This window comes from Mesorhizobium sp. L48C026A00, assembly GCF_000502375.1.
GTDB lineage: Bacteria > Pseudomonadota > Alphaproteobacteria > Rhizobiales > Rhizobiaceae > Mesorhizobium > Mesorhizobium muleiense.
This window is the reverse complement of sequence record NZ_AYWU01000024.1, coordinates 48,108-71,826: the sequence shown is the minus strand read 5'-3', so window position 1 is coordinate 71,826 and position 23,719 is coordinate 48,108. Positions and strand designations below refer to the sequence as shown.

Genomic DNA, 23,719 nt, shown 5'->3' with positions numbered 1-23,719 from the left:
GTTCAATCGTCCAGCCCTGCGACGACGGCGGAGAGGACGGCGAGCAGTTCGCCGCTGCCGGCGACCAGCGCGCCGTGCTGGATTACTTCGCCGGCATAGCGCGGTGCGCGGCCCTTCTGGTCGAGCAATGCGCCGCCGGCCTCGCGCAGAATGAGATCCGCCGCGGCGATGTCCCAGTCATGTGCGCTGGGTTTGACGAAGGTCGCGTCGAGCCGGCCATTGGCGACCATCGCCAGCCGATAGGCGAGCGAGGGAATATAGGGCACGCGGCTCAGCCGGCCTTGCCACTGCGCCGGCATCAGGGCGATCAATGGCTTCGGCCCGCCAATTTCGACCATCGCTGCCGGGCGGCGCACGGCAATGCGACGGCCATTCAGGAACGCCCCCTCACCTGGCAGCGCCCAATAGGTCTCCTCCGTGGCAGGACATTCGAGCACGCCGGCAAGCGTGCGGCCGTCCTCGACCACCGCGACGCTGACGCACCAGGAGCGCAGGCCTTCGAGGAAGCCGCGGGTGCCGTCGATCGGATCGACGACGAAGGTGCGGCGGGCGGCAAGCCTTGCCGGATCGTCGGCCGTCTCCTCCGACAGCCAGCCATAGTCCGGCCGCGCTGCAAGCAAGGTTTGGCGCAGATAGGCGTCGGCGGCGTGATCGGCCTCGCTCACCGGTGAGGTGCCGCCCTTCATCCACACTTGCGGATTGTTGCCGAAATAGCGCATGGCGATGGCGCCCGCCTCGCGGGCAGCGTCGCGCAGCAGCGGCAGATCCTCACGAGCCCCGGCGGCGGAGGCGACCTGGTCAAGCTCCGGCAAGGGTCATGCCTTCGATCAGCAGCGTTGGTGCGGCGGTGCCGAAATTGCGATCGAGATCGCTCGCCGGAACCATGTTGAGGAACATCGTCTTCAGGTTCGAGGCGATGGTCACTTCCGCAACCGGATAGGCGAGCTCGCCATTCTCGATCCAGAAGCCGGAAGCGCCGCGGCTGTACTCGCCAGTCACCATGTCGACGCCTTGGCCGAACACCTCGGTGACGTAAAAACCTGATTTGAGCGACTTGATGAGGTCCTCGGGCGTCCGCTCGCCCGGCTCGATGGCAAGATTAGTCGATGACGGCGAGACCGAGGAGCCGTTGCGCGAGCCGCGCCCGTTGGTGGTCAGCGCCAATTCCCGCGCGACTGAGGTCGACAGGAACCAGTGGTTCAAAACGCCCTTCTCAACCATAAGCAGCTTTTCACCCTCGATGCCTTCGCCGTCGAACGGACGCGACGCCTGGCCACGGAGCCGGAGCGGCTCGTCGGTGACGGTGATCGCGGCCGCCGCCACCTGCTTGCCCATCATGTCGCGCAGAAAGCTGGTCTTGCGCGCGACGGAGGCGCCATTGATGGCGCCGGCGAGATGGCCGGCAATGCCGCGGGCGACGCGCGGGTCGAACACCACATCGACCGGCCCCGTCGCCGCCTTGCGCGCGCCGATGCGCCGCGCCGCGCGTTCGCCGGCCTTGCGGCCGATGTCCTCGGGCGCGTCGAGATCGGAGAAATGCTGGCGCGAGGAGTATTCATAGTCGCGCTCCATGCCGGTGCCCTCGCCGGCGATGACGCTGGTCGAGCGCGAAAAGCGCGAGGCGACATAGTGGCCGACAAAGCCGTGCGAGGTGGCGAGCACCAGCCCGCCAAGCCCGGCGCTGGCGCCGCTGCCGGCCGAATTGGTAACGCCCTTGACGGCAAGGGCCGCCGCTTCCGCGGCCAGCGCCGCTTCCTTCAACTGGTCGGCCGAGACTTCCGTCGGATCGAACAGATCGAGGTCGCGCGGCTTCTTGACCAGCAAGGCCGGATCGGCGAGGCCCTGGTAGGGATCTTCCGGCGAGACTTTCGCCATCGCCACGGCGCGCTCGGCTAGCGCTTTCGGGTCGGAGGCAGCGGTTGCCGAGACGCTCGCCACCCGCTTGCCGACGAAGACGCGCAGCGAGACATCCTCGCTCTCGGACGCCTCGGTGCCCTCGACCTTGCCAAGCCGCACCGACACGCCGGTCGAACGGCCGCGCACCGCAACCGCGTCGGCGGCGTCGGCGCCGGCCCGTTTGGCAGCCTCGACCAGGGCCGCGACCCGGTCGGTCAATTTCGCTGAGTCCAGCGTATCGGTCATGCGCATAGTCCTGTTTTTCCGCCTGACATAAGGGGCGGCCGCTCCGCACCATCTATTGTTCTGATGTGGCTTGTGCAATGGCAGAAGTGGCAAGCGGGGCAAATCGGCCAGCAGACACCCGGTTTTGGGCGGCATGATCGAAGCGGGCCTCAAAGGTTGCTTCGCGGCGGTTTCGGACTGGCCGATAGCCCATTGGCGCCGTGCTCCGACCACAAATGGACGCTCGATTGCGGTAACGCCTGTGTTCCTTTCCCCGCATGATCAGCACCTGGCCGAAACCGCTAAATTTAGCGATTTCTTGTATGTTCTTGGAACTTTGTAGCTTGCGTTCCATTTTCAACGGCATGCGAGACCCTGTGATCCAAAGCATCAGGACTGCGGTGAACGTGTCGCCGCCGCGGTACTCGCTGGTCCTTCCCATATACAATGAAGAACAGGTGCTGCCGCGACTGATCGAGCGGATTAGTTCGCTGATCGGCCGGCTGGACGGTGAGACTGAGGCGATCTTCGTCGATGACGGCAGCCTCGATGGGAGCGTCGAATACCTTCGCAACGTCGTCGCCGTCGAGCCGCGCTTCCGGCTGATCGAGCTTTCCCGCAATTTCGGCCATCAGGTCGCGATCACGGCCGGTATGGATGCGGCTGCGGGTGATGCCGTCATCGTCATGGATGCCGACCTGCAAGACCCGCCGGAGGTGGTCCTCGATCTGGTGGCGAAGTGGAAGGAAGGCTTCGAGATCGTCTATGCCCGCCGTGTCAAGCGTGAGGGCGAATCCTGGTTCAAGCGCCTGACGGCGAGTCTCTTCTACCGCCTGCTGGAGAAGATGACGTCGGTCGACATCCCCCGCGACGTCGGCGATTTTCGCCTGGTCGGACGCAAGGCTCTGGAAACCTTCAAGCAAATGCCCGAACACGACCGTTTCGTCAGGGGCATGTTCGCCTGGATGGGGTTCAAGCAGACAGCGGTGCCTTTCGAACGCCCGGCGCGGACCCTTGGCCAGACCAAATACCCATTCTGGAAGATGATGCACCTTGCCGTTCACGGCATCGTAAGCTTCTCCGAGAAGCCGCTGCGCATGGCGCTGTGGGGCGGATTAGCGATCTCCGCGCTTGCGGTGTTGTTCGGCATTTACGCCATCTTCGCCTGGATTTTTGAAACCGGCATCATTGCCGGCTGGACATCCACCGTGGTGATCGTGTCGCTGCTTTGCGGCATCAATCTTTTCATGACCGGCGTGGTCGGGCTCTATGTCGGCGGCATCCACGCCGAGGTGAAACGCCGTCCGCTTTACGTGATCGATCGGGTCGCCGGCTTCGACAAGGCGATGCGTGCCGCCAGTGAGAGCCGTCGACCGTTTCGAAAACCCAGGAACGGAGCCTCGGCTGATGGCCGAACTCTTCGACAGCTATAAATCGAACTATGGCGAGGCGGTCGCAGGATCCATCCGGTTTTCCGGACTCGGGCACGACTTTTTTCTGATCGCCAAGGCCGACCTGCTGCGGCGTCTCGTTGTCGAGCGTGGGCTTCGACAGGGCGGGGTGCGGGCGCTGGATATCGGCTGCGGCGTCGGGTCGCTCCACCCTTATCTCGAAGGCGCGTTCGAGAGCCTGGATGGCTGCGACGTCTCGGAAGAATCGATCCTGCGCGCCGGCCAGGACAATCCGTGTGTGACCTACAGGGCCTGCACGACGCCGCGCCTGCCTTATGGCGACGGCGCGTTCGATCTGGCTTTCGCCAGTTGCGTCGTCCATCACGTTCCGCCCGCCTCCTGGCCCGATTTCTTCCGGGAAATGCGGCGCGTCGTGCGGCCGGGCGGCGTCGCCTGCATCATCGAGCATAACCCCCATAATCCGCTGACGCGTCTTGCGGTGTTCCGGTGTCCGTTCGACCAGGACGCGGTCCTGCTCAACGCCGCCAAGGCAAGATCCCTTTTTCAGGAGACGGGTTTTCAGGATATCCGATCCGAGCACTTCCTGCTGCTGCCGTCGGCCAGGTCCTTCGCCAGACGACTCGAGCGCCTGCTCGCGCCTCTGCCGCTCGGGGCCCAGTATGCGTGCAGCGCGCATGTCTGAGGACCGTTCGACTGCCGGTGCCGGGCTGAAGCTGCTGGCGCGCTTCGGGTTGGTCGGCATCGCCGCGACAATCCTGTATGCTGCCCTGGCTATCGGTTTGGTCGAATCGAAATGGATCGGCCTTTCGCCGGTCCAGGCGTCGCTCGCGGCTTACGCGGCGGCTGCCGTGTTTTCATATTTCGCCCATAAATCAGTAACCTTCATGTCGAATGGATCGCATCGATCGGAAGCTGCGCGTTTTCTCCTGCTGACGGCGACAGGCTTTGCCGTGGCTTATGCGGCGCCGGCGCTTTTGACGGCGAAACTCGGCCTGCCGCCGATCATTGCCATTCTGGTTACATGCCTGCTTGTTCCGGCGGTCAATCTTCTCATGCTCGACCGATGGGTTTTTGCGCAGCGAGGACCCGGCGAGCACGGCGACCGCTCCACCTGATCCATGGCCTTCTGAGTTGGGCTCAGCCGAGGGCCTGGCTGGCCAGGGCAAAGATGCGTGCGTTCGCGGAACCCGGGATATTGCTTGCGCCCCGGAGCATGGCAACCGGCCCGCCCACATGGGCAAGCCCCAATCCTTCGAGCCAGGGTGAAAGGCCGGCGTCTTCAGGGATGTCGATGCGCACGAAGCAGCCCTGCATTCCCGAGAGGATGAAGGCGATCAGGGCTCTCGCCTGATCGCGATCCTCCGCCACGACCGGTCCGACGACCTCGCCCCTGCCAAATGCCCTCACGGCTGCGAAGGCCGCGATGCCGTCCTCGTTGGTGATGGCCGCAAACCGTCCCTCGCCCGCCAAGGCGTTCATGAGTGCGGCGCGATCCGCACCGAAGGCGGCGCGATCGAGCGCGGTGAGTGTCGGAAGGTGCTCGGACCCGATCCATTCCACGGCCGGGGGCGCACTGACCCGCCCGACGGTGCCCTGGTGCTGGCGAACATCGTGCGTCGCGAAAAAGCCCAGCTTTTCATAAAGAGGCAGTCCGTCGGCCGTGGCGGTAAGGCGGCACTCGCGGTCGCCGGCCTGCTCGAGCGCGGTGGTGGTCAGCCGCCGTCCCAGCCCGCGACCACGCATTGCCTCATCGACGATGATGGTGTTGAGCGTTGCGCAGGTATTTCCGAAGGGGGTCATGAAGGCGGTTCCGACCACCCTGCCGGCTTCCAAGGCGACCTGACCTTTGCTCAGGGACCAGATCATGGCCCAGTCTTCGCTCCGGTGCGGCCAGCCGGCCGCTCGCGACAGGGCCGTCGCTTCCTCAAGATGGTGCGCTTCAAAAGGTTCGAATGTGATGGACTGGGTGTTCATGAGCACCAGGACTGTTGGAGTGGGAAGACTGACACGACGATAGAATCGCCCCTTCCGCGTCCCTCGCCGAATGCCGGCGATATTCCGTGCAAAATACCGAAGTGCCACTGCAGTCAGTGCATTCTGCGGCGCCGTTCGCCGATACTGCGAGCTATCATTGATTGCCGAGGCCGCCATGTCTCCTTTAATCCACCACATCAGCAGCGATGAAACGCTGCCCAAGTCAGCGGACGTCGTGGTGATCGGCGGCGGGATTGTCGGCGCCAGCGCGGCCTATTCCCTGGCGCGGCGCGGCCTGTCGGTGGCGCTGATCGAAAAGGGGTACGTCGGCTGCGAACAGTCGAGCCGGAACTGGGGCTGGTGCCGCCGGCAGAACCGCGATGCACGTGAATTGCCGCTTGCCAATCTGGCGCTGCGGCTGTGGCAAGAGCTGACCGAAGAGATCGGGCACGACCTTGGCTTCCGCCGTTGCGGGCTCATCTATGCGACGGACGATCCAAAGCAACTTGCCGAATGGGACAAGTGGCGCGCGGTTGCCCGGCGGTTCGACGTCAAGACGCGGATGCTTACGGCCGACGAGGCCACTGCCGCCGTTCCTGCGGCTGGCGGCCGCAAATGACTGGGCGGTGTCCACGCTGCAGACGATGGCAAGGCCGAGCCCTGGCTCGCCGCCCCGCGGATCGCCGAGGGCGCCCGCAAGCGTGGCGCGACCATTCATCAGAACTGCGCGGCACGCGGCCTGGATATCACCAATGGGCAAGTGAGCGGCGTCGTCACCGAGAAAGGCCTTATCCGCACCAGCGCAGTGCTATGCGCCGCCGGCGCCTGGGCTTCTGCTTTCCTGCGCATGCATGCGGTTTCGCTGCCGCAGGCCAGCGTCCGTCAGACCACCTTGCGGACCGGTCCTGCACCGGATCTTGGCGGGGCAATCTTTACCTCTGACGGTGCCCTGACGCGCCGGATCGATGGCAGCTACACGATAGCCGCCAGCGGCAGGGCGACGCTCGAGATCACCCCGCAGGGCATCCGCTACGCCCGCCCGTTTCTGCCGATGTTCATCAACCGACTGAAGTCCGTCGAGATCGGCATAAGTCGCTCGTTCTTCGCAGGCCCGGAAACACTCGGTCGCTGGCATCTCGACAGGCCGACCCCGTTTGAGCGCATCCGCGTCCTCGATCCCGCTCCGGACAAGCGGATGGTGGCAAGCATCATGACGCAGATAAAGGCCCTGTTCCCCGCCGTTGCCGATGCCGGCATCGTGTCCTCCTGGGGCGGCTATATCGACTTCACGCCGGACGCAGTACCGGTGATTTCGGCGGTGGACAGCATCGGCGGAGCGTTCGTCGCCGCTGGCTGTTCCGGACACGGCTTCGGCGCCGGCCCTGGCATTGGCCATCTGGCGGCGGATCTGGTCGCCGGTGACGCGGCAAGCGTCGATGCGACTCCATTCCGCCTGTCACGCTTCACGGACAGATCGAAAATGGAAGTCGGCGCCTTCAGACGCGATTGACCGCAATGGCAACAGCAAAGGACGCTGAGCGATCGTTACCTACGGGCTCAGGCGCGATCTGGACCGTTTGATGACCGCTCTCGCCGATGCGGTCGCCGCCGCCGCACCCTCTTCCGGCATCCAATACATACAGGCGCGCTTCAGGCACACAGCTTCACCGCTTCCACGGCGCCTGTCCCGCCATAGTCCGGCGTGGCAGTTCGTTCCTTTCGGACAGAGGAAGCTGTGGTCAGTTCTCAGCGATGACGAAGATCTTCTTGAGTGGACCCTTCAGGGCGAGCTGATTGACTGTTCCGTGCGCAACGAAGATCGCGTCTCGAGCTTTGTTCCGTCGCCGTCGGTCACTTCGGCCCGGCCTACCAGCGCCATGGCACGCGCGTTCCCGTGCCCCGGCTCCTGGCCTGTCGCCAGAGCATATCCGCGACCGTCAGATCCTGCAGCGCGAGCCCGGTCATATCGAAGACTGTGATATCGGCGGCATCGCGCGTGAACGGAATTTTTCCGGTCAGAAGATCGCCGATTTCGGTCGCCTGGCAGCCGGTGTCCCACTGGCCTTCGCCGACAGCGGCCGATTGCTCGCAGTCGTCGGCAAAGAGCCGTACCCGGCGAAGCAGGCCGTCGGGCAGTTCCCGCTTGCCTTGCGTATCGGCACCCACGGCGTTGATGTGCGTGCCGGGCCGCACCGCGTCTGCCGGAAACAGCGGTCCGCTGCCAGGGGTCGCGGTGATGATGATATCGCTCGAGCCGACAGCTTTGGCGGCTTGGTTCGAATGGGCCGGCGCGAAATCCTCGAATGCCGCCTCGAACGCCGCGTCGGCCCGGCCGTCCGCCGTCAGGTAATGGATGGTGTCCAGACCGGGCATCTCACGCAGTGCCAGGCGCAGCTGGATCCGGCCCTGGGTGCCGGTGCCGAAAATGCAGATCGACCGGCTTTCGGGGCGGGCCAGCAGGGTCAGGCCAATGGCGCCAGCCGCCCCTGTGCGCAAGGTGGTGATGGCGTTCCCGTCGATGATGCACAAGGGACGCCCGGTGTGCGGGTCGAAAAGCACGATGGTCGCCTGATGCGGCTCCTTGCCGAGTTCGCGGTTGGCTGGCCAGAAGCCCGCTGCCTTGAAGCCCAGAAGATCGGCTTTCGGCACGTCGCCCGACTTGATACCGAAAATGCCGCCGGTATGCAGCTTCTCGCGCACAAGCGGAAAGACCCTGCCTTCGCGCGCACTGTGAAGCTCGAAGGACCGCCGCACGGCATCGAGGACGGCATCCGGCTCCAACAGCGGCGCGACCTGATCGCCCGCAAGCAGTACCAGCTGCGACTCGTCTGCGGTGACGGACATGACATCTCCCCGGCTTTCCCTCATTCTAGCCAGCGGTTCTCGGGGGAAGACAGCGGTGTTGGCCAACGAGCGGCATTTCCTGCGGTTTGTCGCCCGTCATTCGGACGAATGCTGCGCCGACTTTCCCATCGAATGCGATCGCCGGTTCGCGCAAACACATATCGTCGCAGACAAGCCAGCTCATCGGCCAGCCCACCATCGGCAAAGTGAAGAAGGCGACCCGCAATGTCCCTCAATATCCCGACATTCGACGATGTCCTGACCGCCGCGGCGCGCCTCGCCGGATTGGCCCACCGGACGCCGGTGCTGACCTCGCGCACCTTCAACGAGCTGACCGGCGCCGAGGTGTTCTTCAAGTGCGAGAACTTCCAGCGTGGGGGCGCGTTCAAGTTCCGCGGCGCCATGAACGCGCTTCTGGCCTTGGATATTTCGGCGCGGGCGCGCGGAGTGGTGGCCTATTCTTCGGGCAATCATGCGCAGGCGCTGGCCTATGCGGCCGCGATCAAGGGCGTGAAGGCAGCGATCATCATGCCCAGGGATGCGCCCGAGCTGAAGGTGCGTGCCACCCGCGGCTATGGCGCAGAAGTGATATTCTACGACCGCTACAGCGAGAACCGCGAAGAGATTGGCAGCAGGACCGCCGCCGAGCGAGGAGCCGCCCTCATTCCACCCTATGACCACCCCGATGTGATTGCCGGGCAAGGCACGGCGACATTTGAACTTATCCAGGAGGCCGGCTCTCTCGATGCCCTTTATGTCTGCCTTGGCGGTGGCGGCCTGCTCGCCGGCGCCGCACTGGCGGCAGCGGAATGTGCGCCCGCCTGCAGGGTCGTCGGGGTTGAACCGGAGGCCGGCAATGATGGTCAGCAATCCCTCGCGCGGGGTGAGGTCGTCACCATCGAAGTGCCGAAATCCATCGCCGATGGCGCGGTCGTCACCCATCTGGGCGCGCATAATTTTCCTGTCATCCGCGACAAGGTTGCCGCTATCACCACGGTCAGCGACGACGCGCTCATCGAAATGATGCATTTTTTCGCCGAGCGCATGAAAATCGTGGTCGAACCCACCGGTTGTCTTGCAGCGGCGGCGGTTCGCAGTGAATCGCAAAGCCTGCGCGGCCAGCGCATCGGTGTCATCGTCAGTGGCGGCAATGTGGATCTCACGCGCTTCGCCAGCTTGATCATGGCGGCCGCAGACAAAACGCCGCGCGAGCAGGCCATGGCGCGCCCCGGGCCGGAGACCTTTCGCTAAGACCCGCTCGGCACTGCTGGTACGCTGCGACCCCGTGCTGTCGCCAGCGCACGGCAATGCTCTTCATTGGCTGTAATACAGCGTTCTGTGAACACGCCTATTGCGCGCGTTCATGATACGCATGGACTGCAGGGATTTTGAGCGTGATCTCAAATCGCATCCAGCCGCAACGACACCAGCTTGATGGAGCGCTTGTAGATGTTGCTGGCGGCCGGAGTCGGCGGAATGCCGTCGAGATAGTCGAAGGCGATTTCGAGTGTATCGGCCTTGCCGAGAGCCGCCGGTGGAACGACGAACGAGACCGTTCGTGGTTCTTTGCCAAACAGCGTCTCCGCATGCACCCGAACACCGTTCACCGAGATCACCACCCTTTGCGTGATCTGCGGTGGACGAATGACGGCGGCCATTTGCAGCGTGGCCATCAGGCTGTCGCGGAGCGGCGGTATCTTCACGCGAAGCCGCGAGGTCTCGCCTAGCGAATGGGTGCCGTCGCCGGCCGACCCCGACCAGCCGCAGACCTTTATGCTGGCTGCCCGTTTGGCGCCGTCGCTCCGGAACGACACCGTCTGGCCAAGTGTGTAGCTGCCGGTCGCATCGCGATTAAGGCAGGTCGTCGTCTGATCGATGTAAAAGGCGCGGTAATCGGCGTTGACGTTCGGATTGAGAGCAAGCGCTAGGATGACGATCTCGGACCCGGCCAGAACTGCCGCAAGCGCGTAGCCGCCAAGCGAGGCGGCGCGCCGATACGGGGCCGGAATGTCAGACCAGGGCAAGATAGCCTCCGATCCACGCCACAGTCATGAAATAACAGGCGCCAAGGAAGAGAACCAAAGCCGCGAGCCAAATGAGCCTCGACGCCGACAACAGGACGACGAGCAACATTGTCAGGGGCGCAAGCCCAATCACATATCTGACGATTGAGGCCAGGTTGGTGATCAGCGGCAGGATGATGCAGAGCGCGCAGAACAGTGCCGCGCCATATTGCCTGCGAGCCGCCAGACCGGCCGACAGCGCCAGCCCGGTGATCGCGGAGAGCGCACTCCATTGCGGCGCCGTGGGCAGCCATCCGGTGGTCGGAACAGCTGAGAGCCCGTCCCACAGGAAGACCAGCGGATTGCCCGCCACCCGTCCGAACGCGCGCTGGATGTGCAGGAATGCAAAGCCGTCTCCGACGGTGAGGTACAGGAACAGGATGTAAGCGAACAAACCGGCAGGCGAGATGAGGACAGCGACCAGCAGATCCGGTCGGCCAAGTACCCAGCGCGGGAAAGACAGCGCCGATCCGCCCTGCCGGCGGTGCTCGCTGAACATTTGAATGACGGTTGCAAAGACGACGAAGACTCCGACCAGCCTGGTCGCCGACAGCAGCGCGGATGAAACGCCCGCGGCGAGATAGCTGGAGCGCTTGAGCGCCAGAAAAACGCACGAGGTCAGCAGCACGAAAAGCGGTTCGCTCAGGAAGGTCGTGAAGTGGAACGAGAACGGGCCGCTGAGCAGAAACGCGCAATACAGCACATAGGCCCGCATGTTGTTCTCGAGCAGCGGCCACGCCACCAGACAGGCGGCGTAGCTGCACGCAATCGAGGTGACCGTCGCGATCAGTATCGTAGGATATGGGAAAACAAACCGGATCGCCGCCACCAGCATCGGATAGAGCGGGAAGAAGCCCCAGCGACCGACATTGCTGTGGTTTGGAATGGGAAAGCGCTCATAGCCCTGTTCGCTGATGCCAACGTACCAGGCGCAATCCCACCGGCACAGCGCACGGGCATAAGCCGCAAAACCTGTTTCCTCCGACACCGAAGCAAAAGCCGCATAGCGGATGGCCAGTCCACTGATCACGAACAGCAACGGCACCGCCGCGACGGTCATGACCATGGCGCGAGCACCAGCGCTCGGACGCGCGACATCTTCGAGCGCCAACTCTGCCTCCACCCATTCGAGTGGCTGGCGCCACTCTGCCCTCTAAACTAGCGCCGCCGGGGCGAATTCAAGACATCCCTGTCGTCGGCGGCATCATCTTCGTCCCCGGATCACGAGTCTCTCAGCCAGACCAGCATCTCGCCGGGATCGCGGTTGTCCCAGGCAAAATACGGCACGGCGGTGATTTTTGCTTCCTCAACCGCCGGCGGTTCGGGGCGGTAGAGGCCGTTGTCCCAGTCTTCAAACGCCTCTTTCGTGGCAACAGCCGAAAGCGTCACGACGCCGCCCAAAAGGTTCGGCTGCTGATGCGCCTCGATCTGTGCCGTCTGTGGCAAGGCGATGCGGTGCAGCTGGCCAGCATTGTCGGTCTCCTCGACGCAATAGATCAGCGGGCCGCGGGCAAGCGCGACGCGGCCGATATCCTGCCGCACCTGCGGGTTGGCATAGAGCCGGTCGATGGCCATTTCGAGGTCGAGCTCGACCTGGTCGCCCTTGCGCCATTCGCGCCGGATCGCGGCATAGCCGTCGCTGGTGACCGCCTGCAGATCGACCGCCTCCCCGTTCACCTTGAGCGCCGCCTTGCGGCACCAGGCCGGCAGGCGCAGGTGCAAGGTAAATGTCGTCGGCGCCTCGGGCTCGATCGTGATCGAGACCGCGCCGTCCCATGGATAGTTGCTGGTCTGGCGCAGCTCCATTTGCGTTCCTGCGATATCGAAACGAGCCGTGCTGTTTCCATAGAGATGGACGGCAAGGGCATCGCCGGACAGGCCGTAGAAATAACTGCCGATCGAGGCGACCATGCGGCCGATATTGGGTGGGCAGCACGGACAGCGATGCCATTTCCAGCGGTTGTGGTTGCCCCGGCTTTCCAGCGGATTTTCATAGAAGAACAGCGAGCCGTCGAGCGACAGGCCCGAAATCGAGCCGTTGTAGAGCGCTCGCTCCATCATGTCGGCGTAACGCGCGTTGGGGCCCATGCCGAGCATGCGGCTCGCCCAGAACACCAATCCGACCGAAGCGCAGGTCTCGGCATAGGCGGTTTCGTTGGGCAGATCGTAGTCTGATGTAAAGCCCTCATTGTGCGACGACGGTCCGAGGCCACCGGTGATGTAGAGGTTCTTGGTGGTGAGGTCGTCCCACAGCCGGTCGAGCGCCGCCCGCAGCGTGTCGTCGCCATATTCGGTCGCGATATCGGCCATGCCGGAATAGAGATACATCGCCCTCACCGCATGGCCGACGACCTTGTCCTGCTCGCGCACCGGCTTGTGCGACTGGCTGTATTCGTAGGTCTTGAAATGATAGGCTTTTGGGTCGGCGCCGCGGGCACGCGCCTCCTGGTCGAAATAATGCGGCTCAAGGCCGCGCTGGTCGATGAAGTATTTTGCCAGGTCCATGTACTTCTGCTCGCCGGTGACCCGTGCGAGCTTGACCAGCGCCAGCTCGATCTCCTCATGGCCGCAATAGCCTTTCTTCTTGCCGGGCTCGGGGCCGAAGGTCTCGGCGATATGGTCGGCATAGCGGCACATGATGTCGAGCAGCTTGCGTTTTCCCGTCGCCTGGTAGTACGCGACCGCGCCCTCGATCAGATGGCCGGCGCAGTAGAGCTCGTGGCAATCGCGCAGATTGGTCCAGCGCAGGCCGGGCTGGATGCGCTGGTACCAGCTCGACAGATAACCGTCCGGCTGCTGCAGTCTGCCGTACATGTCGATGACGGCGTCGATCTTCTTCTCCAGCGCTTCGTTGCGGCGGCGGTACAGCGAGTAGGCGGCGGTCTCGATAGTCTTGCCCCAGTCAGAGTCCCAGAACATCTGGGTCGTCACCGTCGATCCTGTGAATTCGTTGCCGGCGGTGGCTGCTTCGTCCGGCGAAGGTGAGTGGAACGGAATGACGACGCCCGGCGATGGCCGATCCGGATCGATCTGCTCGAGCATGCGCGCCTCGACGCAGCGGTCATAGAGGATGCCGGCGGTCGTGGTGGCGACGGCATCGGCACGGTCACCCCAAAAGCCGCGCACATCGACCTGCGGCATCGGCAGCGGGCGGAAGGCGCGTTTTGGCCTGCCCGACTTGCCGGTTTGGTCCAGCTCGGCAGCCGGCTTGGCGGATTGCGATGCGGTCATCAATTTACTCCGATTCGGTTCGATTGGTCACTTCACGGCCCCTGCCATGAGGCCGCGGATGTAGAAGCGCTGCAGCAGCAGGAACAGCACCAGGCATGGCACCATCATCACGGTGACCCCGGCCTGCACCGCGCCCCAGTCGATGGCGCCGAAGCGGCCCGACTGCAGCGCCGTCATCATGATCGGCAGCGTGAATTTGGACTGGTCGGTCATCAGCACCAGCGCCGCCAGAAACTCGTTCCAGGCGCCGAGGAACGCGAACAGCGCGATGGTGACGATGCCCGGCCAGACCAGCGGCAGCATCACCCGCAGCAGCATGGTGACATTGTTGGCGCCGTCCATGCGCGCCGCCTCCTCGATCTCGCGCGGCACCGCGTCGAAAGCGTTGCGCATCATGAAGATCGAGAACGGCAGCTGCAGCGTGACATAGACGCAAACCAGCCCGGTCAGCGTGTTGTGCAGGCCGATCTTGGTCAGCACCAGGAAGATCGGCGTCAGGATCGACTGGAACGGGATCATGATCGTCGACAGGATAAGGACGAAGAGCAGGTTCTTCAGCGGAAAGCGGAAGCGCGAGAAACCGTAGCCGGCCAGCACGCTGACGATCACCGACAAAACCACGGTCATGACCGAGACATAGATGCTGTTTTGCGCCGGCAGCCAGAGGCCGTCGCCGAAGGTGTTGAGCGTCGCGTAGTTCTCGACCGAAAAACCCGTCGTCGGCCAGGGCGGCAGCGGCGGCTGGCGCGATTCCTGTGCTGGCTTGAAGGCCGAAAGCACGGTCCAGACGATCGGCGCCAGAAACAGCAATGAGGCGATGATGCCCGTCGCGTGCTCGGCGATCTGCATGCCGATGCGGCGTTTGCGGCTTCGTGCCTGCGCCATCAGTCAACGCCCTCCGGTTGGCGCAGCAACCGCAGCTGGATCAGGCTGAGCGCGACCAAGATGACCAGCAGGACCATCGACAGGGCGGCGCCGTAGCCGAGCTTGAACGACACGAACGACTGGTTGAAAATCCAGTAGACGGCGGTCAGCGTCTGGTTGCGCGGTCCGCCGCGCAGGATGATGTAGAACTGGTCGAAGGCGAGCACCGAGCCGGCAACCGACAGGATCAGCGCCAGCGCCAGCGTGCGGCGCATCAGCGGCAGGGTGATGGCGCGAAACCGCGCCAGCGGCCCTGCCCCGTCGATCATCGCCGCCTCCTGCAGATCCGGCGGGATCGATTGCAGGCCGGTCATCAGGATGATCATGGTAAAACCCGCCACCTTCCAGACGACCATGGCGATGATCGACCAGAACGCCGGCTGGAACGTCGCCAGCAGGTTGACCTTCTTCTCGGTCAGGCCGAGCTCGAAGGCGGCCGGGCTGAACAGGCCGGAATCGACATTGAGCAGCCACGACCACAGCAGGCTGGCCGAGGCGAAGCCGATGACGGCCGGCATGAAGAACGACGTCCGGTAGAAGCCGGTCAGCGGCCGTGGCCTTTCGATGAACAGTGCCAGCGGAAAGGCGACGACGAAGATCGCGATGGTGACGATCACCGTATAGTAGCCGGTGAATTTGAGCGCGTTCCAGAACCTGGTGTCGCGCAGGATCGCCCAGTAATTGTCGAGGCCAATGAACGAGTGCGCGCCCATCAGCGGCCAGTTGTGCAGCGACATCCACGCCGTCATGCCAAGCGGAATGATGAAGAAGACGACGACCAGCGCGACGGCCGGCGCGACATAGAGCAGGCCGACCCACTGCCGGCGGCCGGCGCCGACCAGTTTGCGGCGGGAGGTTGGGGTGGAGATGGCTGCGATGGAGGTCATGCCTGCTCTCTCGTTAGCGCTACGTCCCCAGCCGGCGCTTACTGCTGCGGTGCCGAATCGATGATCGACTGCATGGTTTCCTGCGCATTGGCGATGGCGCCATTGACGTCCTCGCCGAAGAAGACCTCGTTGACCATCTGGTTCCACGGACCGTTGGCGGAGTTGATCAGGTCGTTGAACACCACCGAATAGGGCGTGCGGCCCTTGGCCATGGCCTCGGCGGCGATCTTGTAGCGCGGGTCAAGGTCTTTCAGCGCCTCGTTGGCGATGTCGCCGCGCACCGGCAGGCTGCCGTATTTCGCCAGGATGGTCTGGCCCTCCAGCGAATAGGCGAAGTCGAGGAACTCCTTGACCACCGCGATTTTCGTGGTGCCCTTGGTGACGACGAAATTGTCGCCGCCGGCAAAGGACGACCAGCCGCCATCCTTGCCCGGCAGGAAGGTGACGCCGTAGTCGATGTCCGGGTATTGCGTGTTCAGCGCGCCGATGGCGAAGGCGCCGGACGGCGAGATGCCGATATTGCCGGCGGCAAACGCCGCAAAGAAGTTGGAGCCGGTATCGGTCTGCGCGCCTGCCGGCACCAGGTCCTTCTTGACCATCGAGCGGTAAAGATCGATGGCGCCGCGCAGCTGCGGGCTGTCGAGCGTCGCTTTCGAGCCGTCCTCGGTGAGGATGTCGCCGCCCGAGGCCCAGATCAGCGGCGTGAAGGTGAAGATGTTGCAGCCGCCGCAATTGCCGGAGAAATAGAAGCCTTTGATATCGCCGCCAAGCGCGTTGACCTTTTCGGCATAGGCCTCGATCTCGGCCCAGTTGGTCGGCCCCTTTTCAGGGTCGAGGCCGGCCTGCTTGAACAGTTTTTTGTTCCAGATCAGCACCGAGCTATCGGCGGAGAACGGCAGCCCGTAGATGCGGTCCTTGTAGGTGCCGGTTTTGACGTGCGCCGGCGACAGGCTGTTGAAATAAGGCAGCGATTTCGCCCAGTCGGTGATGTCCTCCAGCTGGCCGGCGGCGGCGAAGGACGGCGTGTAGATCAGGTCGAGCGACAGCGCATCGGGCGCCGTGCCGCCGGCGGCGGCAGCGCCGTATTTCGGGATGATCTCGGCATTGGGGATGATGTCCAGCTTGATCTGGTTCTCATGTCTCTTGTTGAAGGCATCGACGATGCGCGGCATGAAGTTCGAGCCGTCGGCGCGAACCCAGATGTTGGCGGTCTCGGCGGCGGCGGACGGAAAGCTCAGGATGCTCGCGGCAATAGCGAGCCCGGCAATCATAGTTCTCATGGTTCTCCTCCTGATGGTTCTGCTTAGGCCGCGCTCCCCGCACGGCGTCTTAATCTCAGCCGTCCGGTGGACGGCCGCATGACTGACGCACCACCAGCCGGCACGGCAGTTTTCGGATGCCCGGCTCGGCGGGTTCGCCGCCGACGAGCGAAAGCAAGGTGAGGCCGGCCTCGCGCCCGAGTGCCGCCAGGTTCATGTCGACGGAGGTCAGCGGCGGGCGGGTTGCCTCGGCGACGATCTGCCAGTTGTCGAAACCGATGACGCCGACATCGCCCGGCACGCCAAGCCCGCGCTCGCGCAGCGCGTCGATGACGCCGCGCGCGATCTGGTCGTTGCCGCAAAACACGGCATCGGGCTTTTCGCCCCCGCGCTTCGACAGCTTACCGTCGAAAAGCGTCTTCACCGCCTCATGCCCCCACGCTTCCGACCACGATCCGAGCAATGGTTCCATGACCGGCAAGCCTTTCTCGGTCAGCACGTCACGATAGGCCTGTGCCCGCGCGTGCACCACCGCAAAACTCGCCGGCCCGCTGACATGGGCGATGCGCCGCCGGCCAAGCCGCCAAAAATGCTCGACCGCCAGGCGCGCACCGCCGGCATCATCAGAGACAAAGGCGATGGCACCGGGATCGGGCTGGGTGAAGGCGTAAATCACGGGAACGCCGAGATCGGACAAGTCGACCGGCAGGTGGCGATCGATGCGCTTGCCAGTTGCGATGATGCCGTCGACACGCTTGTCGAGCATGGCATCGACATGCAGCTGGCCGAGGCGCTGGTCGTCCTCGACATTGCACAAAAACACCGAGACGCCCTTGTCGACCAGCGCATCCGAAATGCCCGACATGACCGGCAGCGAAAACCGGCCATAGGTGTCGTTGGTCAACAGGCCGACGGTAAACGAACGCCGGCGCAACAGGCTCTGCGCCAGGCTGTTCGGGCGAAAGCCGAGCCGCTGCGCAGTCTCGCGAATGCGCTCGCGGGTCTCGGCTGTCATCCGCCCCTGCCCGTTGAGGGCTTTTGAGGCCGTCGCAACGCTGACGCCGGCGGTGGCGGCCACCTCGCGGAGGGTGACCGGCTGCTTGGCGGGTGTTGGCTGCGCATCGGACGCCATGAATTGGATATTGATCCTCCCGTTTGAGAAAAGCTTTTCTCTTATGGTCCTGCGAGGCGCTGAATGGTGAGATCAGCGGATGCCGGGTAGTTTGGGAAAAGGTTTTCTCAGCGGGAGATTAGGGAAAAGATACGGGATGGCAAGGAGGTAAACTTGGGCGCGTGTCCGACACGCCGTTTTGGGCCGGAAGCGGACATCCGCCGCACGTTTCTCGAATGGCGGCGGCGGGCCGACAGCCGACAAGCCGCTTTAGGGCGGATACACGAGAGCGGACATTCAGGTCGTCGCGAAAGTCGTCGTGACCAAAACCCATCTTGGACACTAAGTCCGAGGTCGCCTCGCTGGCGTGCTTATGTCGATGCCGGGAACTCGATGCAGACACAAGGTTCAAACTAGCAGGTAAGCGCTGACGGCACGGCGAACACAACCGAGATGTTCCCTTAGAGTAGCCCGTCAAACGTAAACCCTGGTTTACGTTTGACGGGGTCAGCCCATCTTCCAACAGGGTCAACGACAAACGGATGGGTCAGAGTTAACAATGCCATTAGTGAAGTCGTTTGCTGACAACAGAATATCTAGTCCTCGCCTCCCAAGACTTAAGCGCCGCAAATATATGAGTTTCCTTAAAATCCGCATCGGTGAAGGCTAACCGTATATGCATTTCGACTTCGAATCCCCATGTCTGTGCGTAGCGCCTAGCGCCGAGATCTCCCCTGAGTGACGCGCCAAGCGCGCTGTAGAAGTCATGCCCGTTGGTAAATTGCCAAGGGTCGTATTCCTTCTTGGCCTCAAGGACGAATAGCTCTTCTAGAACGCGCCGTTCCTCAGCGGTCACTGCGGTTTCTTTGGTCAATTTTAGTACGTATTCGGAAAGGTCGAGCAAGAATCCGTTGAAAAAATCACCAACATCGATGTTTGAAACCTTATAGGGGATTTTGCGGTTAAGATTCAGCAACCTGGCAGCGGAAACGGGTCTTAATCCATCCATAACCTTAAATCATGATTACTGGAGTATGCGATATCCGGGTGTGTCAATTCAGTTCCATTTATCCGATCGAAATCCGCGTCCAGAACGGCAACTACTCCCGCTACTTTCCACTTTTGAAGAAGTTGTATGGCGCGGATGGCTTTCCGTCGGCCATAGGAATTGACCAACGAGCACTCCTGCTCGTCAACGTATTTCGAAAAACGTTTAATGTCGGTATCACCCTCCACTATTAAAAATGACCCTTTATGCGCCAGTCTCTCGAACTTAACCTCTTGCGCAATGTCGTAAGCGTCCATGTGACGTGCGATGGATAGCATTATATGCCCTCATCGGCGTCGGCGGGTCCGCCCTCGTAGACATCACCCAATTCGACAACAAGATCGTTCCAACGACCGATTAACTGTGGGGAGTGTGTCGCAAGCAGAACGTCAAACTTATTAAGCTCAATAATACTGAGAAGATCCCCAATGAACTTCTTTTGCCAAGCCACATGAAGCGATAGCTCCGGTTCATCAATCAATATTAGTGAATTTCGTCTGATCTCGAACAGCAATTCAAAAAATAAAACCAGTTGGTGTTGTTCTCCGGATGACAGCCGGTCAAGACGCACGTTCTCTCCGTGCGAGACTACATCTATACCATTCTGACGACTTATATTTACATCTTTCGTGATAAACCGTTGATCAATTAGTTTTTTGAACAAAGTTATCTTCTGGCAATTGTGAAAGAGAGGACAGTTTCTTCGTCGTATCCTCGGCGTATACGTGGAGGACACGCGCTATAGCTGGATTTAAGGGTCCTTCAGGTAGCGACACGGGATCATCCGCTTCGGTGTCTAGAATACCTGCTTCCATAAGCTCACGTCGCTTTGTATCCAACTCGGCAAGTTGGTCAGTCAGGCCGGCTGAGGTGACCTGTGATGTCTGGTTAATCACGCGCTTCGGGAACGACCGATCCAGCGACTGTGACAGTGTCGCGTATGCATTAATTTCCTTCGAGATGATTTCTTTCAATGCCTGGGCTTTTCTAGTGATGGCAAGCGTAGATCGCGGTCTGCGCCCTGGGCCACCATAGTATGGGTCCTCGTTTTCGTCTCTTAGGATAAGCAACCGTTGCGTTTCAATTAGACGACAGTCGATTAGCTTGGTTAGTGCTGTCAGAACCACTGGTACTTTGCCGTATAGACCTGCTCGTATTGCATCCGGAAGACCGTCGCCATACGCCTCGATAATTTCGTTGGGGCCGAACTGTTCGCCCGTATGATCGTGCCGCCAACGGCCGGGGCCAATTCGCGTTAAGAACGGCAAATATCGCTCTATTTGTAACGGCCTCTTCGGATCAAACAACTTTGGAGACCATTCAATCTTTTCGCCGTTTGGAACTTCGATGCGAAGTTGTATTGAGGGGATATTTTCGCCTTCGTCTTTTTCGTCGGTTGGAGACTTTCTGTTTATTATAACTAATGTACCGTCTGTAAAGAGATACGACGCTTGAGAAAAGACCGTATCGTAAAAGACTGCCCACTTTCGTTCGAACAGACTTGCAATCATCCTGAGGCAGAGCGTCTTCCCAGTGCCATTCGGTGCGATGATGGCCGTGACGTGTTGATCCAGATTTAGTGGAATCTCGTAATCGTGCTCTCCGAAGAGGCCTTTTATGTTGAATTGTTGCAGCCGGATGTGACCAAAGACGTACTCATCCGCTTGCTGTTTTATTTCAGCCATTTTGTATCCTTCCCCCTAATATTTTCACCCTTGAATAACTCGGCCGTATCGACGTCTATCGGGTTGGTTGTAGGAAAAAGACTGAGAGCAAGCAACCGCATCGTTGTTGGTCCAGCCGCTTACCCAAGGCCTATGTAGCGACATTCTATGCGCCCTCCGGCACCGTCGAAGCACTTTTCGAAGAGCTTCAGGGTAAGACCGATTGTGTTTATCAGTTCGTAGACGGCGATGCTGATCGGTGACCAGGACTCTCTTGAGAGCTATGCGCGTTTTTGATTTGGCCTCTCCCGACACGATTGAAATTATTCCGCCTCATAATTCCGATCGTCGGCCTCTCGGACAAAACGCTTGCCGTGAGCGGGGAGCGCGTGCAGGCCACACTTCACGCATCGGACCTAATCAATGTTGGAGTCCTTCTGCGAGGTCGGCTATTGGGCCTTATTCCTACATTTCAGGTCGTCGGGCGGATGGCCGCTTTGGCGCCACCACCCAGCGCAGTCGCCTGCGACGTCAACTTTCCGGAAAGGGCAAAGCTGACTTTAACGGCCGACATGAGGCGCAAAGCCGCCGTTAGCGTCGGAGACGTACGTCGGCGTCGGGTAAACGGTCATCGTGGACAAACAAGCACTGGCCGGCCAACATGCTTCTGCTCGCCCACGCGCCTCTGCTGCCGGTCTGAGTGGCGCCGAGCCTCCGATCGACGAAGGTCCGCGCTCGTGTCTGACATCGACTAAAAACAATAATGAGCTGCTCTATTTTTTCTTTTCACGGCGCGGTTTTCGGAACGCCAGCCATCCGGTCCTCTGCCAGAAAGGAACCCGCAATGAGAAAACTCATCGTCACCGAATTCATTAGCGTCGATGGCATCGCCGAGGTTGAGAAGCTGCTCGGCGTGACCTGGAACGATGAAATGCAAAGGTTCAAGGAGGACGAGCTTGCCGACAGCGGCGCCATGCTGTTGGGGCGCACGACCTACGAGATTTTTGCCGGCTCCTGGCCTGAGGAAACAGGAGACTTCGCCGACCGGTTCAACGGGCTGCCTAAATATGTCGCGTCGACGAGCTTGAAGGCGCTCGACTGGAGACCGGCCGAGCTGCTGCAGGGCGCACTGCCGGACGCGGTCAGGGAACTGAAGCAAGGCAGCGGCGGCAACATCTATGTGCATGGCAGCCTCAGCGTAGCGCAGGAGTTGTTGCGCCACGGTCTGGTCGACCGCGTCAGGCTGCTCAGCTATCCCGGCGCCGTCGGCCAGGGCAAGCCGCTGTTCCCGCCCGGCGAGCCAGTGCCGCTCGCGCTGATTTCGGCCACGCCATTCAGCAACGGCGTGGTGGCGCTCGAGTATGCGCCGGTGACGGCGAAGTCGTGATGAGGGCGAGCGCGGATGACAGCCAATCTCCCCCCTTGTGGGGGAGATCGGCAGCTTTGGCCTCGGCGCTTCAAGCTCGCCCGTTTCGGTCATCAGCGCCTCGCTCCGACCTTAGGGCGCCCGCCCCTCCCCGCTTGCCCCCATCTGCTGCTCAGCCGCAATCAGCATCTCGACAAACCGCGTCACCTTGGGCGGGCGGAAACGTGCGGCTGGGTAGGCCGTATAGATGCCTCCGGAGGGCAGCCGCCCCTCGGGCAGGATTTGGACGAGCCGCCCCGCGGCTCGTCCCGCACCAGGAAATCCGGCAGCACCGACAGGCCGGCGCCGGCGCGGACGGCGGCATCAGGCGCCGCCCATATAGATGTCCATGATCTGTCGGTCGTTGCGGACATCTCCGGGCGTGCCTTCGAAGCGCTTTTCTCCGGCGGCCAGGATATAAAGCCGGTCGGCGATCGGCATGGCCTCGCGAATGTTCTGCTCGACCATGAGAATGCCGATGCCGCCCGCGGTCAGCACCTTGATGCGCTCCAGCGTCTCGCTCACCATGGCCGGCGAAAGGCCGGCCGACGGTTCGTCGAGCAGGATGAAACGCGGTTCCGACACCAGCGCGCGCGCCAGCGCCAGCATCGCCTGTTCGCCGCCCGAAAGGGCTCCGGCCGTGGTCTTGCGCCGCCGCGCCAGCGATGGATATTGGTCGACCAGAGCCTCGATGCGCCTGTCCACCAGCTTCCGGTCGGCAATGGCGTAGCCGCCCATGCGCAGATTTTCCATCACCGTCAGCCGTGGAAACACGCCGCCGCCCTGCGGCATCAGCACCAGGCCCTGGCGCACGACTTCATGGACCGGCAAATTGCCGATCGTTTCGCCGCCAAGCCCGATTGTGCCGCCCCACACCGGCAGCGCGCCGGCGATCGCTTTCAGCAAGGTCGACTTGCCACAGCCATTGGGGCCGAAGATGCAGGTGATCTTGCCGGCTTCCGCGACAAGGGAGACGCCATGGACGATCTCCTGCTTGCCGTAGCCCGCAACAACGCTGTCTGCGACCAACGTGCTCATTGCGGACGCCCTAGATAGGTCTGCATGACTTCGGAATTTTGCACGATGTCCTCGAACGCGCCGCTGGTCACCACCCGCCCCGAATCCATGACGATGATGCGGTCGCAGACATTGCGCACCATTTCCATGTCATGCTCGATGACGAAGAAGCTGGTTCCCTGCTCGCGCAGCCTGGCGATCGCTTCCAGGATGATCTTGCGGATGTTGGGGTGGACGCCGGCCGTCACCTCGTCGAGCAGGATGAGGGACGCCTGGCGCATGATCACGCGGCCGAACTCGAGCAGTTTCTGCTGGCCGCCGGACAAGTCGGACGCGCGGTTGTTGGCGACCGGTTCGAGATGCAGCAGCGCCAGCGTCTCGTCCGCCCGCTGTTGCGCGCCATGCCAATGACCCTCGGCAGCCGCGGCCAGAAGGTTCCCGCTGACTGTCATGTTCTCGAACAACGCCGGGATCTGAAAGGTGCGCGCGAGGCCGAGACGGGCTATCGTATAGGCCTTTTTGCCGCCGATCTCATGGCCGTCGAACAGGATTTGCCCGCGATCGGGCGTCTCCATGCCGGCCACGAGGTTGAACAGGGTCGATTTGCCCGAGCCGTTGGGGCCGATGAGGCCGGCGATCTCGCCGCGTCCGACCTCCAGATCGACGCCGGCGGCTGCCTGGATGCCGCCGAAATGCTTGTGCACGTCGCGAACGAAGAGGATGGGCTGGTCGCCTGGCGCGGGCGCTTGGGCCGTCATG

General features: G+C 62.2%; 22 protein-coding genes and 2 pseudogenes. 6 read left to right on the top strand and 18 right to left on the bottom strand.

The window, feature by feature from the left end; genetic code table 11:
• Positions 1-2: 2 nt before the first annotated feature.
• Positions 3-812, bottom strand: a complete 810-nt coding sequence (locus X738_RS72110) for a 3'(2'),5'-bisphosphate nucleotidase CysQ (protein WP_023802306.1) — start codon at positions 810-812, stop codon at positions 3-5.
• Positions 799-2,142, bottom strand: a complete 1,344-nt coding sequence (locus X738_RS72105) for a TldD/PmbA family protein (protein WP_023802305.1) — start codon at positions 2,140-2,142, stop codon at positions 799-801. The genes X738_RS72110 and X738_RS72105 overlap by 14 nt, the downstream gene beginning before the upstream one ends.
• Positions 2,143-2,579: 437 nt before the next feature.
• On the opposite strand from X738_RS72105, the gene X738_RS72100 reads away from it, so the two are divergent.
• From X738_RS72100 to X738_RS72090, 3 genes are read left to right on the top strand one after another with little or no spacing between them, the layout of a single operon-like run.
• The gene (locus X738_RS72100; RefSeq protein WP_373420475.1) at positions 2,580-3,554 is read left to right on the top strand and encodes a glycosyltransferase family 2 protein; all 975 of its coding nucleotides are present in this window, start codon (positions 2,580-2,582) and stop codon (positions 3,552-3,554) included.
• Positions 3,529-4,215, top strand: coding sequence for a class I SAM-dependent methyltransferase (locus X738_RS72095; protein WP_023802303.1), 687 nt, complete (start codon positions 3,529-3,531; stop codon positions 4,213-4,215). The genes X738_RS72100 and X738_RS72095 overlap by 26 nt, the downstream gene beginning before the upstream one ends.
• Positions 4,208-4,648 (top strand): GtrA family protein, encoded by a 441-nt coding sequence (locus X738_RS72090; protein ID WP_245268693.1) that lies wholly within the window; start codon positions 4,208-4,210, stop codon positions 4,646-4,648. Before X738_RS72095 ends, X738_RS72090 begins: the two co-directional genes overlap by 8 nt.
• Before the next feature lie 22 nt (positions 4,649-4,670).
• Here X738_RS72090 and X738_RS72085 read toward each other — a convergent pair whose 3' ends face one another.
• On the bottom strand, positions 4,671-5,507 hold the full coding sequence (locus X738_RS72085; RefSeq protein WP_023802301.1) for a GNAT family N-acetyltransferase: 837 nt from the start codon (positions 5,505-5,507) through the stop codon (positions 4,671-4,673).
• 175 nt (positions 5,508-5,682) lie between these two features.
• On the opposite strand from X738_RS72085, the pseudogene X738_RS72080 reads away from it, so the two are divergent.
• Positions 5,683-7,017, top strand: a pseudogene (locus X738_RS72080) (NAD(P)/FAD-dependent oxidoreductase).
• A gap of 356 nt (positions 7,018-7,373) precedes the next feature.
• On the opposite strand, the gene X738_RS72075 reads toward X738_RS72080, so the two are convergent.
• Entirely contained in the window at positions 7,374-8,351 is a 978-nt protein-coding gene (locus X738_RS72075; RefSeq protein WP_023802300.1) for an ornithine cyclodeaminase family protein, read from the bottom strand.
• Positions 8,352-8,576: 225 nt separating this feature from the next.
• On the opposite strand from X738_RS72075, the gene X738_RS72065 reads away from it, so the two are divergent.
• A complete protein-coding gene (locus X738_RS72065; RefSeq protein WP_023802298.1) occupies positions 8,577-9,602 on the top strand; it encodes a threo-3-hydroxy-L-aspartate ammonia-lyase in 1,026 nt (341 codons plus the stop codon).
• A 149-nt stretch (positions 9,603-9,751) separates the two neighbouring features.
• On the opposite strand, the gene X738_RS72060 is transcribed toward X738_RS72065, so the two are convergent.
• The 11 genes from X738_RS72060 to X738_RS85275 all read right to left on the bottom strand — a co-directional run bounded on the left by X738_RS72060 (position 9,752) and on the right by X738_RS85275 (position 20,559).
• Positions 9,752-10,375 (bottom strand): hypothetical protein, encoded by a 624-nt coding sequence (locus X738_RS72060; RefSeq protein WP_023802297.1) that lies wholly within the window; start codon positions 10,373-10,375, stop codon positions 9,752-9,754.
• Positions 10,362-11,525 carry a hypothetical protein gene (locus X738_RS72055; RefSeq protein ID WP_023802296.1) on the bottom strand — a complete coding sequence of 388 codons (1,164 nt, stop codon included), beginning with the start codon at positions 11,523-11,525 and terminating at the stop codon, positions 10,362-10,364. The genes X738_RS72060 and X738_RS72055 overlap by 14 nt, the downstream gene beginning before the upstream one ends.
• Positions 11,526-11,635: 110 nt before the next feature.
• A complete protein-coding gene (locus X738_RS72050; RefSeq protein ID WP_023802295.1) occupies positions 11,636-13,645 on the bottom strand; it encodes a glycoside hydrolase family 127 protein in 2,010 nt (669 codons plus the stop codon).
• A gap of 27 nt (positions 13,646-13,672) precedes the next feature.
• Entirely contained in the window at positions 13,673-14,530 is an 858-nt protein-coding gene (locus X738_RS72045; protein WP_023802294.1) for a carbohydrate ABC transporter permease, read from the bottom strand.
• Complete coding sequence (locus tag X738_RS72040; RefSeq protein WP_023802293.1) at positions 14,530-15,456, bottom strand: carbohydrate ABC transporter permease; 927 nt, start codon at positions 15,454-15,456, stop codon at positions 14,530-14,532. Before X738_RS72040 ends, X738_RS72045 begins: the two co-directional genes overlap by 1 nt.
• Positions 15,457-15,494: 38 nt before the next feature.
• A complete protein-coding gene (locus X738_RS72035; protein WP_023802292.1) occupies positions 15,495-16,736 on the bottom strand; it encodes an ABC transporter substrate-binding protein in 1,242 nt (413 codons plus the stop codon).
• 55 nt (positions 16,737-16,791) lie between these two features.
• A complete protein-coding gene (locus tag X738_RS72030) occupies positions 16,792-17,847 on the bottom strand; it encodes a LacI family DNA-binding transcriptional regulator (protein WP_023802291.1) in 1,056 nt (351 codons plus the stop codon).
• Positions 17,848-18,391: 544 nt separating this feature from the next.
• Positions 18,392-18,835 carry a hypothetical protein gene (locus tag X738_RS72025; protein ID WP_023802290.1) on the bottom strand — a complete coding sequence of 148 codons (444 nt, stop codon included), beginning with the start codon at positions 18,833-18,835 and terminating at the stop codon, positions 18,392-18,394.
• The gene (locus X738_RS72020; protein ID WP_023802289.1) at positions 18,823-19,152 is read right to left on the bottom strand and encodes a DUF4435 domain-containing protein; all 330 of its coding nucleotides are present in this window, start codon (positions 19,150-19,152) and stop codon (positions 18,823-18,825) included. Before X738_RS72020 ends, X738_RS72025 begins: the two co-directional genes overlap by 13 nt.
• Entirely contained in the window at positions 19,152-19,538 is a 387-nt protein-coding gene (locus X738_RS83380) for an AAA family ATPase (RefSeq protein ID WP_198032883.1), read from the bottom strand. Before X738_RS83380 ends, X738_RS72020 begins: the two co-directional genes overlap by 1 nt.
• Complete coding sequence (locus tag X738_RS85275) at positions 19,519-20,559, bottom strand: hypothetical protein (RefSeq protein WP_023802287.1); 1,041 nt, start codon at positions 20,557-20,559, stop codon at positions 19,519-19,521. The genes X738_RS83380 and X738_RS85275 overlap by 20 nt, the downstream gene beginning before the upstream one ends.
• Before the next feature lie 823 nt (positions 20,560-21,382).
• On the opposite strand from X738_RS85275, the gene X738_RS72010 reads away from it, so the two are divergent.
• On the top strand, positions 21,383-21,925 hold the full coding sequence (locus X738_RS72010; protein ID WP_023802286.1) for a dihydrofolate reductase family protein: 543 nt from the start codon (positions 21,383-21,385) through the stop codon (positions 21,923-21,925).
• 111 nt (positions 21,926-22,036) lie between these two features.
• Here the strand turns inward: X738_RS72010 and X738_RS87560 are convergent.
• The 3 genes and pseudogenes from X738_RS87560 to X738_RS72000 all read right to left on the bottom strand — a co-directional run.
• A pseudogene (locus X738_RS87560) lies at positions 22,037-22,266 on the bottom strand (LysR substrate-binding domain-containing protein); the annotation flags it as partial.
• Position 22,267: 1 nt separating this feature from the next.
• Positions 22,268-22,981, bottom strand: a complete 714-nt coding sequence (locus tag X738_RS72005; protein WP_023802285.1) for an ABC transporter ATP-binding protein — start codon at positions 22,979-22,981, stop codon at positions 22,268-22,270.
• Complete coding sequence (locus X738_RS72000; RefSeq protein ID WP_051407931.1) at positions 22,978-23,718, bottom strand: ABC transporter ATP-binding protein; 741 nt, start codon at positions 23,716-23,718, stop codon at positions 22,978-22,980. Before X738_RS72000 ends, X738_RS72005 begins: the two co-directional genes overlap by 4 nt.
• Position 23,719: the final 1 nt, after the last annotated feature.

Excerpts from the sequence above, each read along its gene's own strand:
- X738_RS72105 (WP_023802305.1), bottom strand. The coding sequence starts at position 2,142 with ATGACCGATACGCTGGACTCAGCGAAATTGACCGACCGGGTCGCGGCC.
- X738_RS72095 (WP_023802303.1), top strand. The coding sequence starts at position 3,529 with ATGGCCGAACTCTTCGACAGCTATAAATCGAACTATGGCGAGGCGGTC.
- X738_RS72090 (WP_245268693.1), top strand. The coding sequence starts at position 4,208 with ATGTCTGAGGACCGTTCGACTGCCGGTGCCGGGCTGAAGCTGCTGGCG.
- X738_RS72085 (WP_023802301.1), bottom strand. The coding sequence starts at position 5,507 with ATGAACACCCAGTCCATCACATTCGAACCTTTTGAAGCGCACCATCTT.
- X738_RS72075 (WP_023802300.1), bottom strand. The coding sequence starts at position 8,351 with ATGTCCGTCACCGCAGACGAGTCGCAGCTGGTACTGCTTGCGGGCGAT.
- X738_RS72065 (WP_023802298.1), top strand. The coding sequence starts at position 8,577 with ATGTCCCTCAATATCCCGACATTCGACGATGTCCTGACCGCCGCGGCG.
- X738_RS72050 (WP_023802295.1), bottom strand. The coding sequence starts at position 13,645 with ATGACCGCATCGCAATCCGCCAAGCCGGCTGCCGAGCTGGACCAAACC.
- X738_RS72045 (WP_023802294.1), bottom strand. The coding sequence starts at position 14,530 with ATGGCGCAGGCACGAAGCCGCAAACGCCGCATCGGCATGCAGATCGCC.
- X738_RS72040 (WP_023802293.1), bottom strand. The coding sequence starts at position 15,456 with ATGACCTCCATCGCAGCCATCTCCACCCCAACCTCCCGCCGCAAACTG.
- X738_RS72035 (WP_023802292.1), bottom strand. The coding sequence starts at position 16,736 with ATGAGAACTATGATTGCCGGGCTCGCTATTGCCGCGAGCATCCTGAGC.
- X738_RS72030 (WP_023802291.1), bottom strand. The coding sequence starts at position 17,847 with ATGGCGTCCGATGCGCAGCCAACACCCGCCAAGCAGCCGGTCACCCTC.
- X738_RS72025 (WP_023802290.1), bottom strand. The coding sequence starts at position 18,835 with ATGGATGGATTAAGACCCGTTTCCGCTGCCAGGTTGCTGAATCTTAAC.
- X738_RS72020 (WP_023802289.1), bottom strand. The coding sequence starts at position 19,152 with ATGCTATCCATCGCACGTCACATGGACGCTTACGACATTGCGCAAGAG.
- X738_RS85275 (WP_023802287.1), bottom strand. The coding sequence starts at position 20,559 with ATGGCTGAAATAAAACAGCAAGCGGATGAGTACGTCTTTGGTCACATC.
- X738_RS72010 (WP_023802286.1), top strand. The coding sequence starts at position 21,383 with ATGAGAAAACTCATCGTCACCGAATTCATTAGCGTCGATGGCATCGCC.
- X738_RS72005 (WP_023802285.1), bottom strand. The coding sequence starts at position 22,981 with ATGAGCACGTTGGTCGCAGACAGCGTTGTTGCGGGCTACGGCAAGCAG.
- X738_RS72000 (WP_051407931.1), bottom strand. The coding sequence starts at position 23,718 with ATGACGGCCCAAGCGCCCGCGCCAGGCGACCAGCCCATCCTCTTCGTT.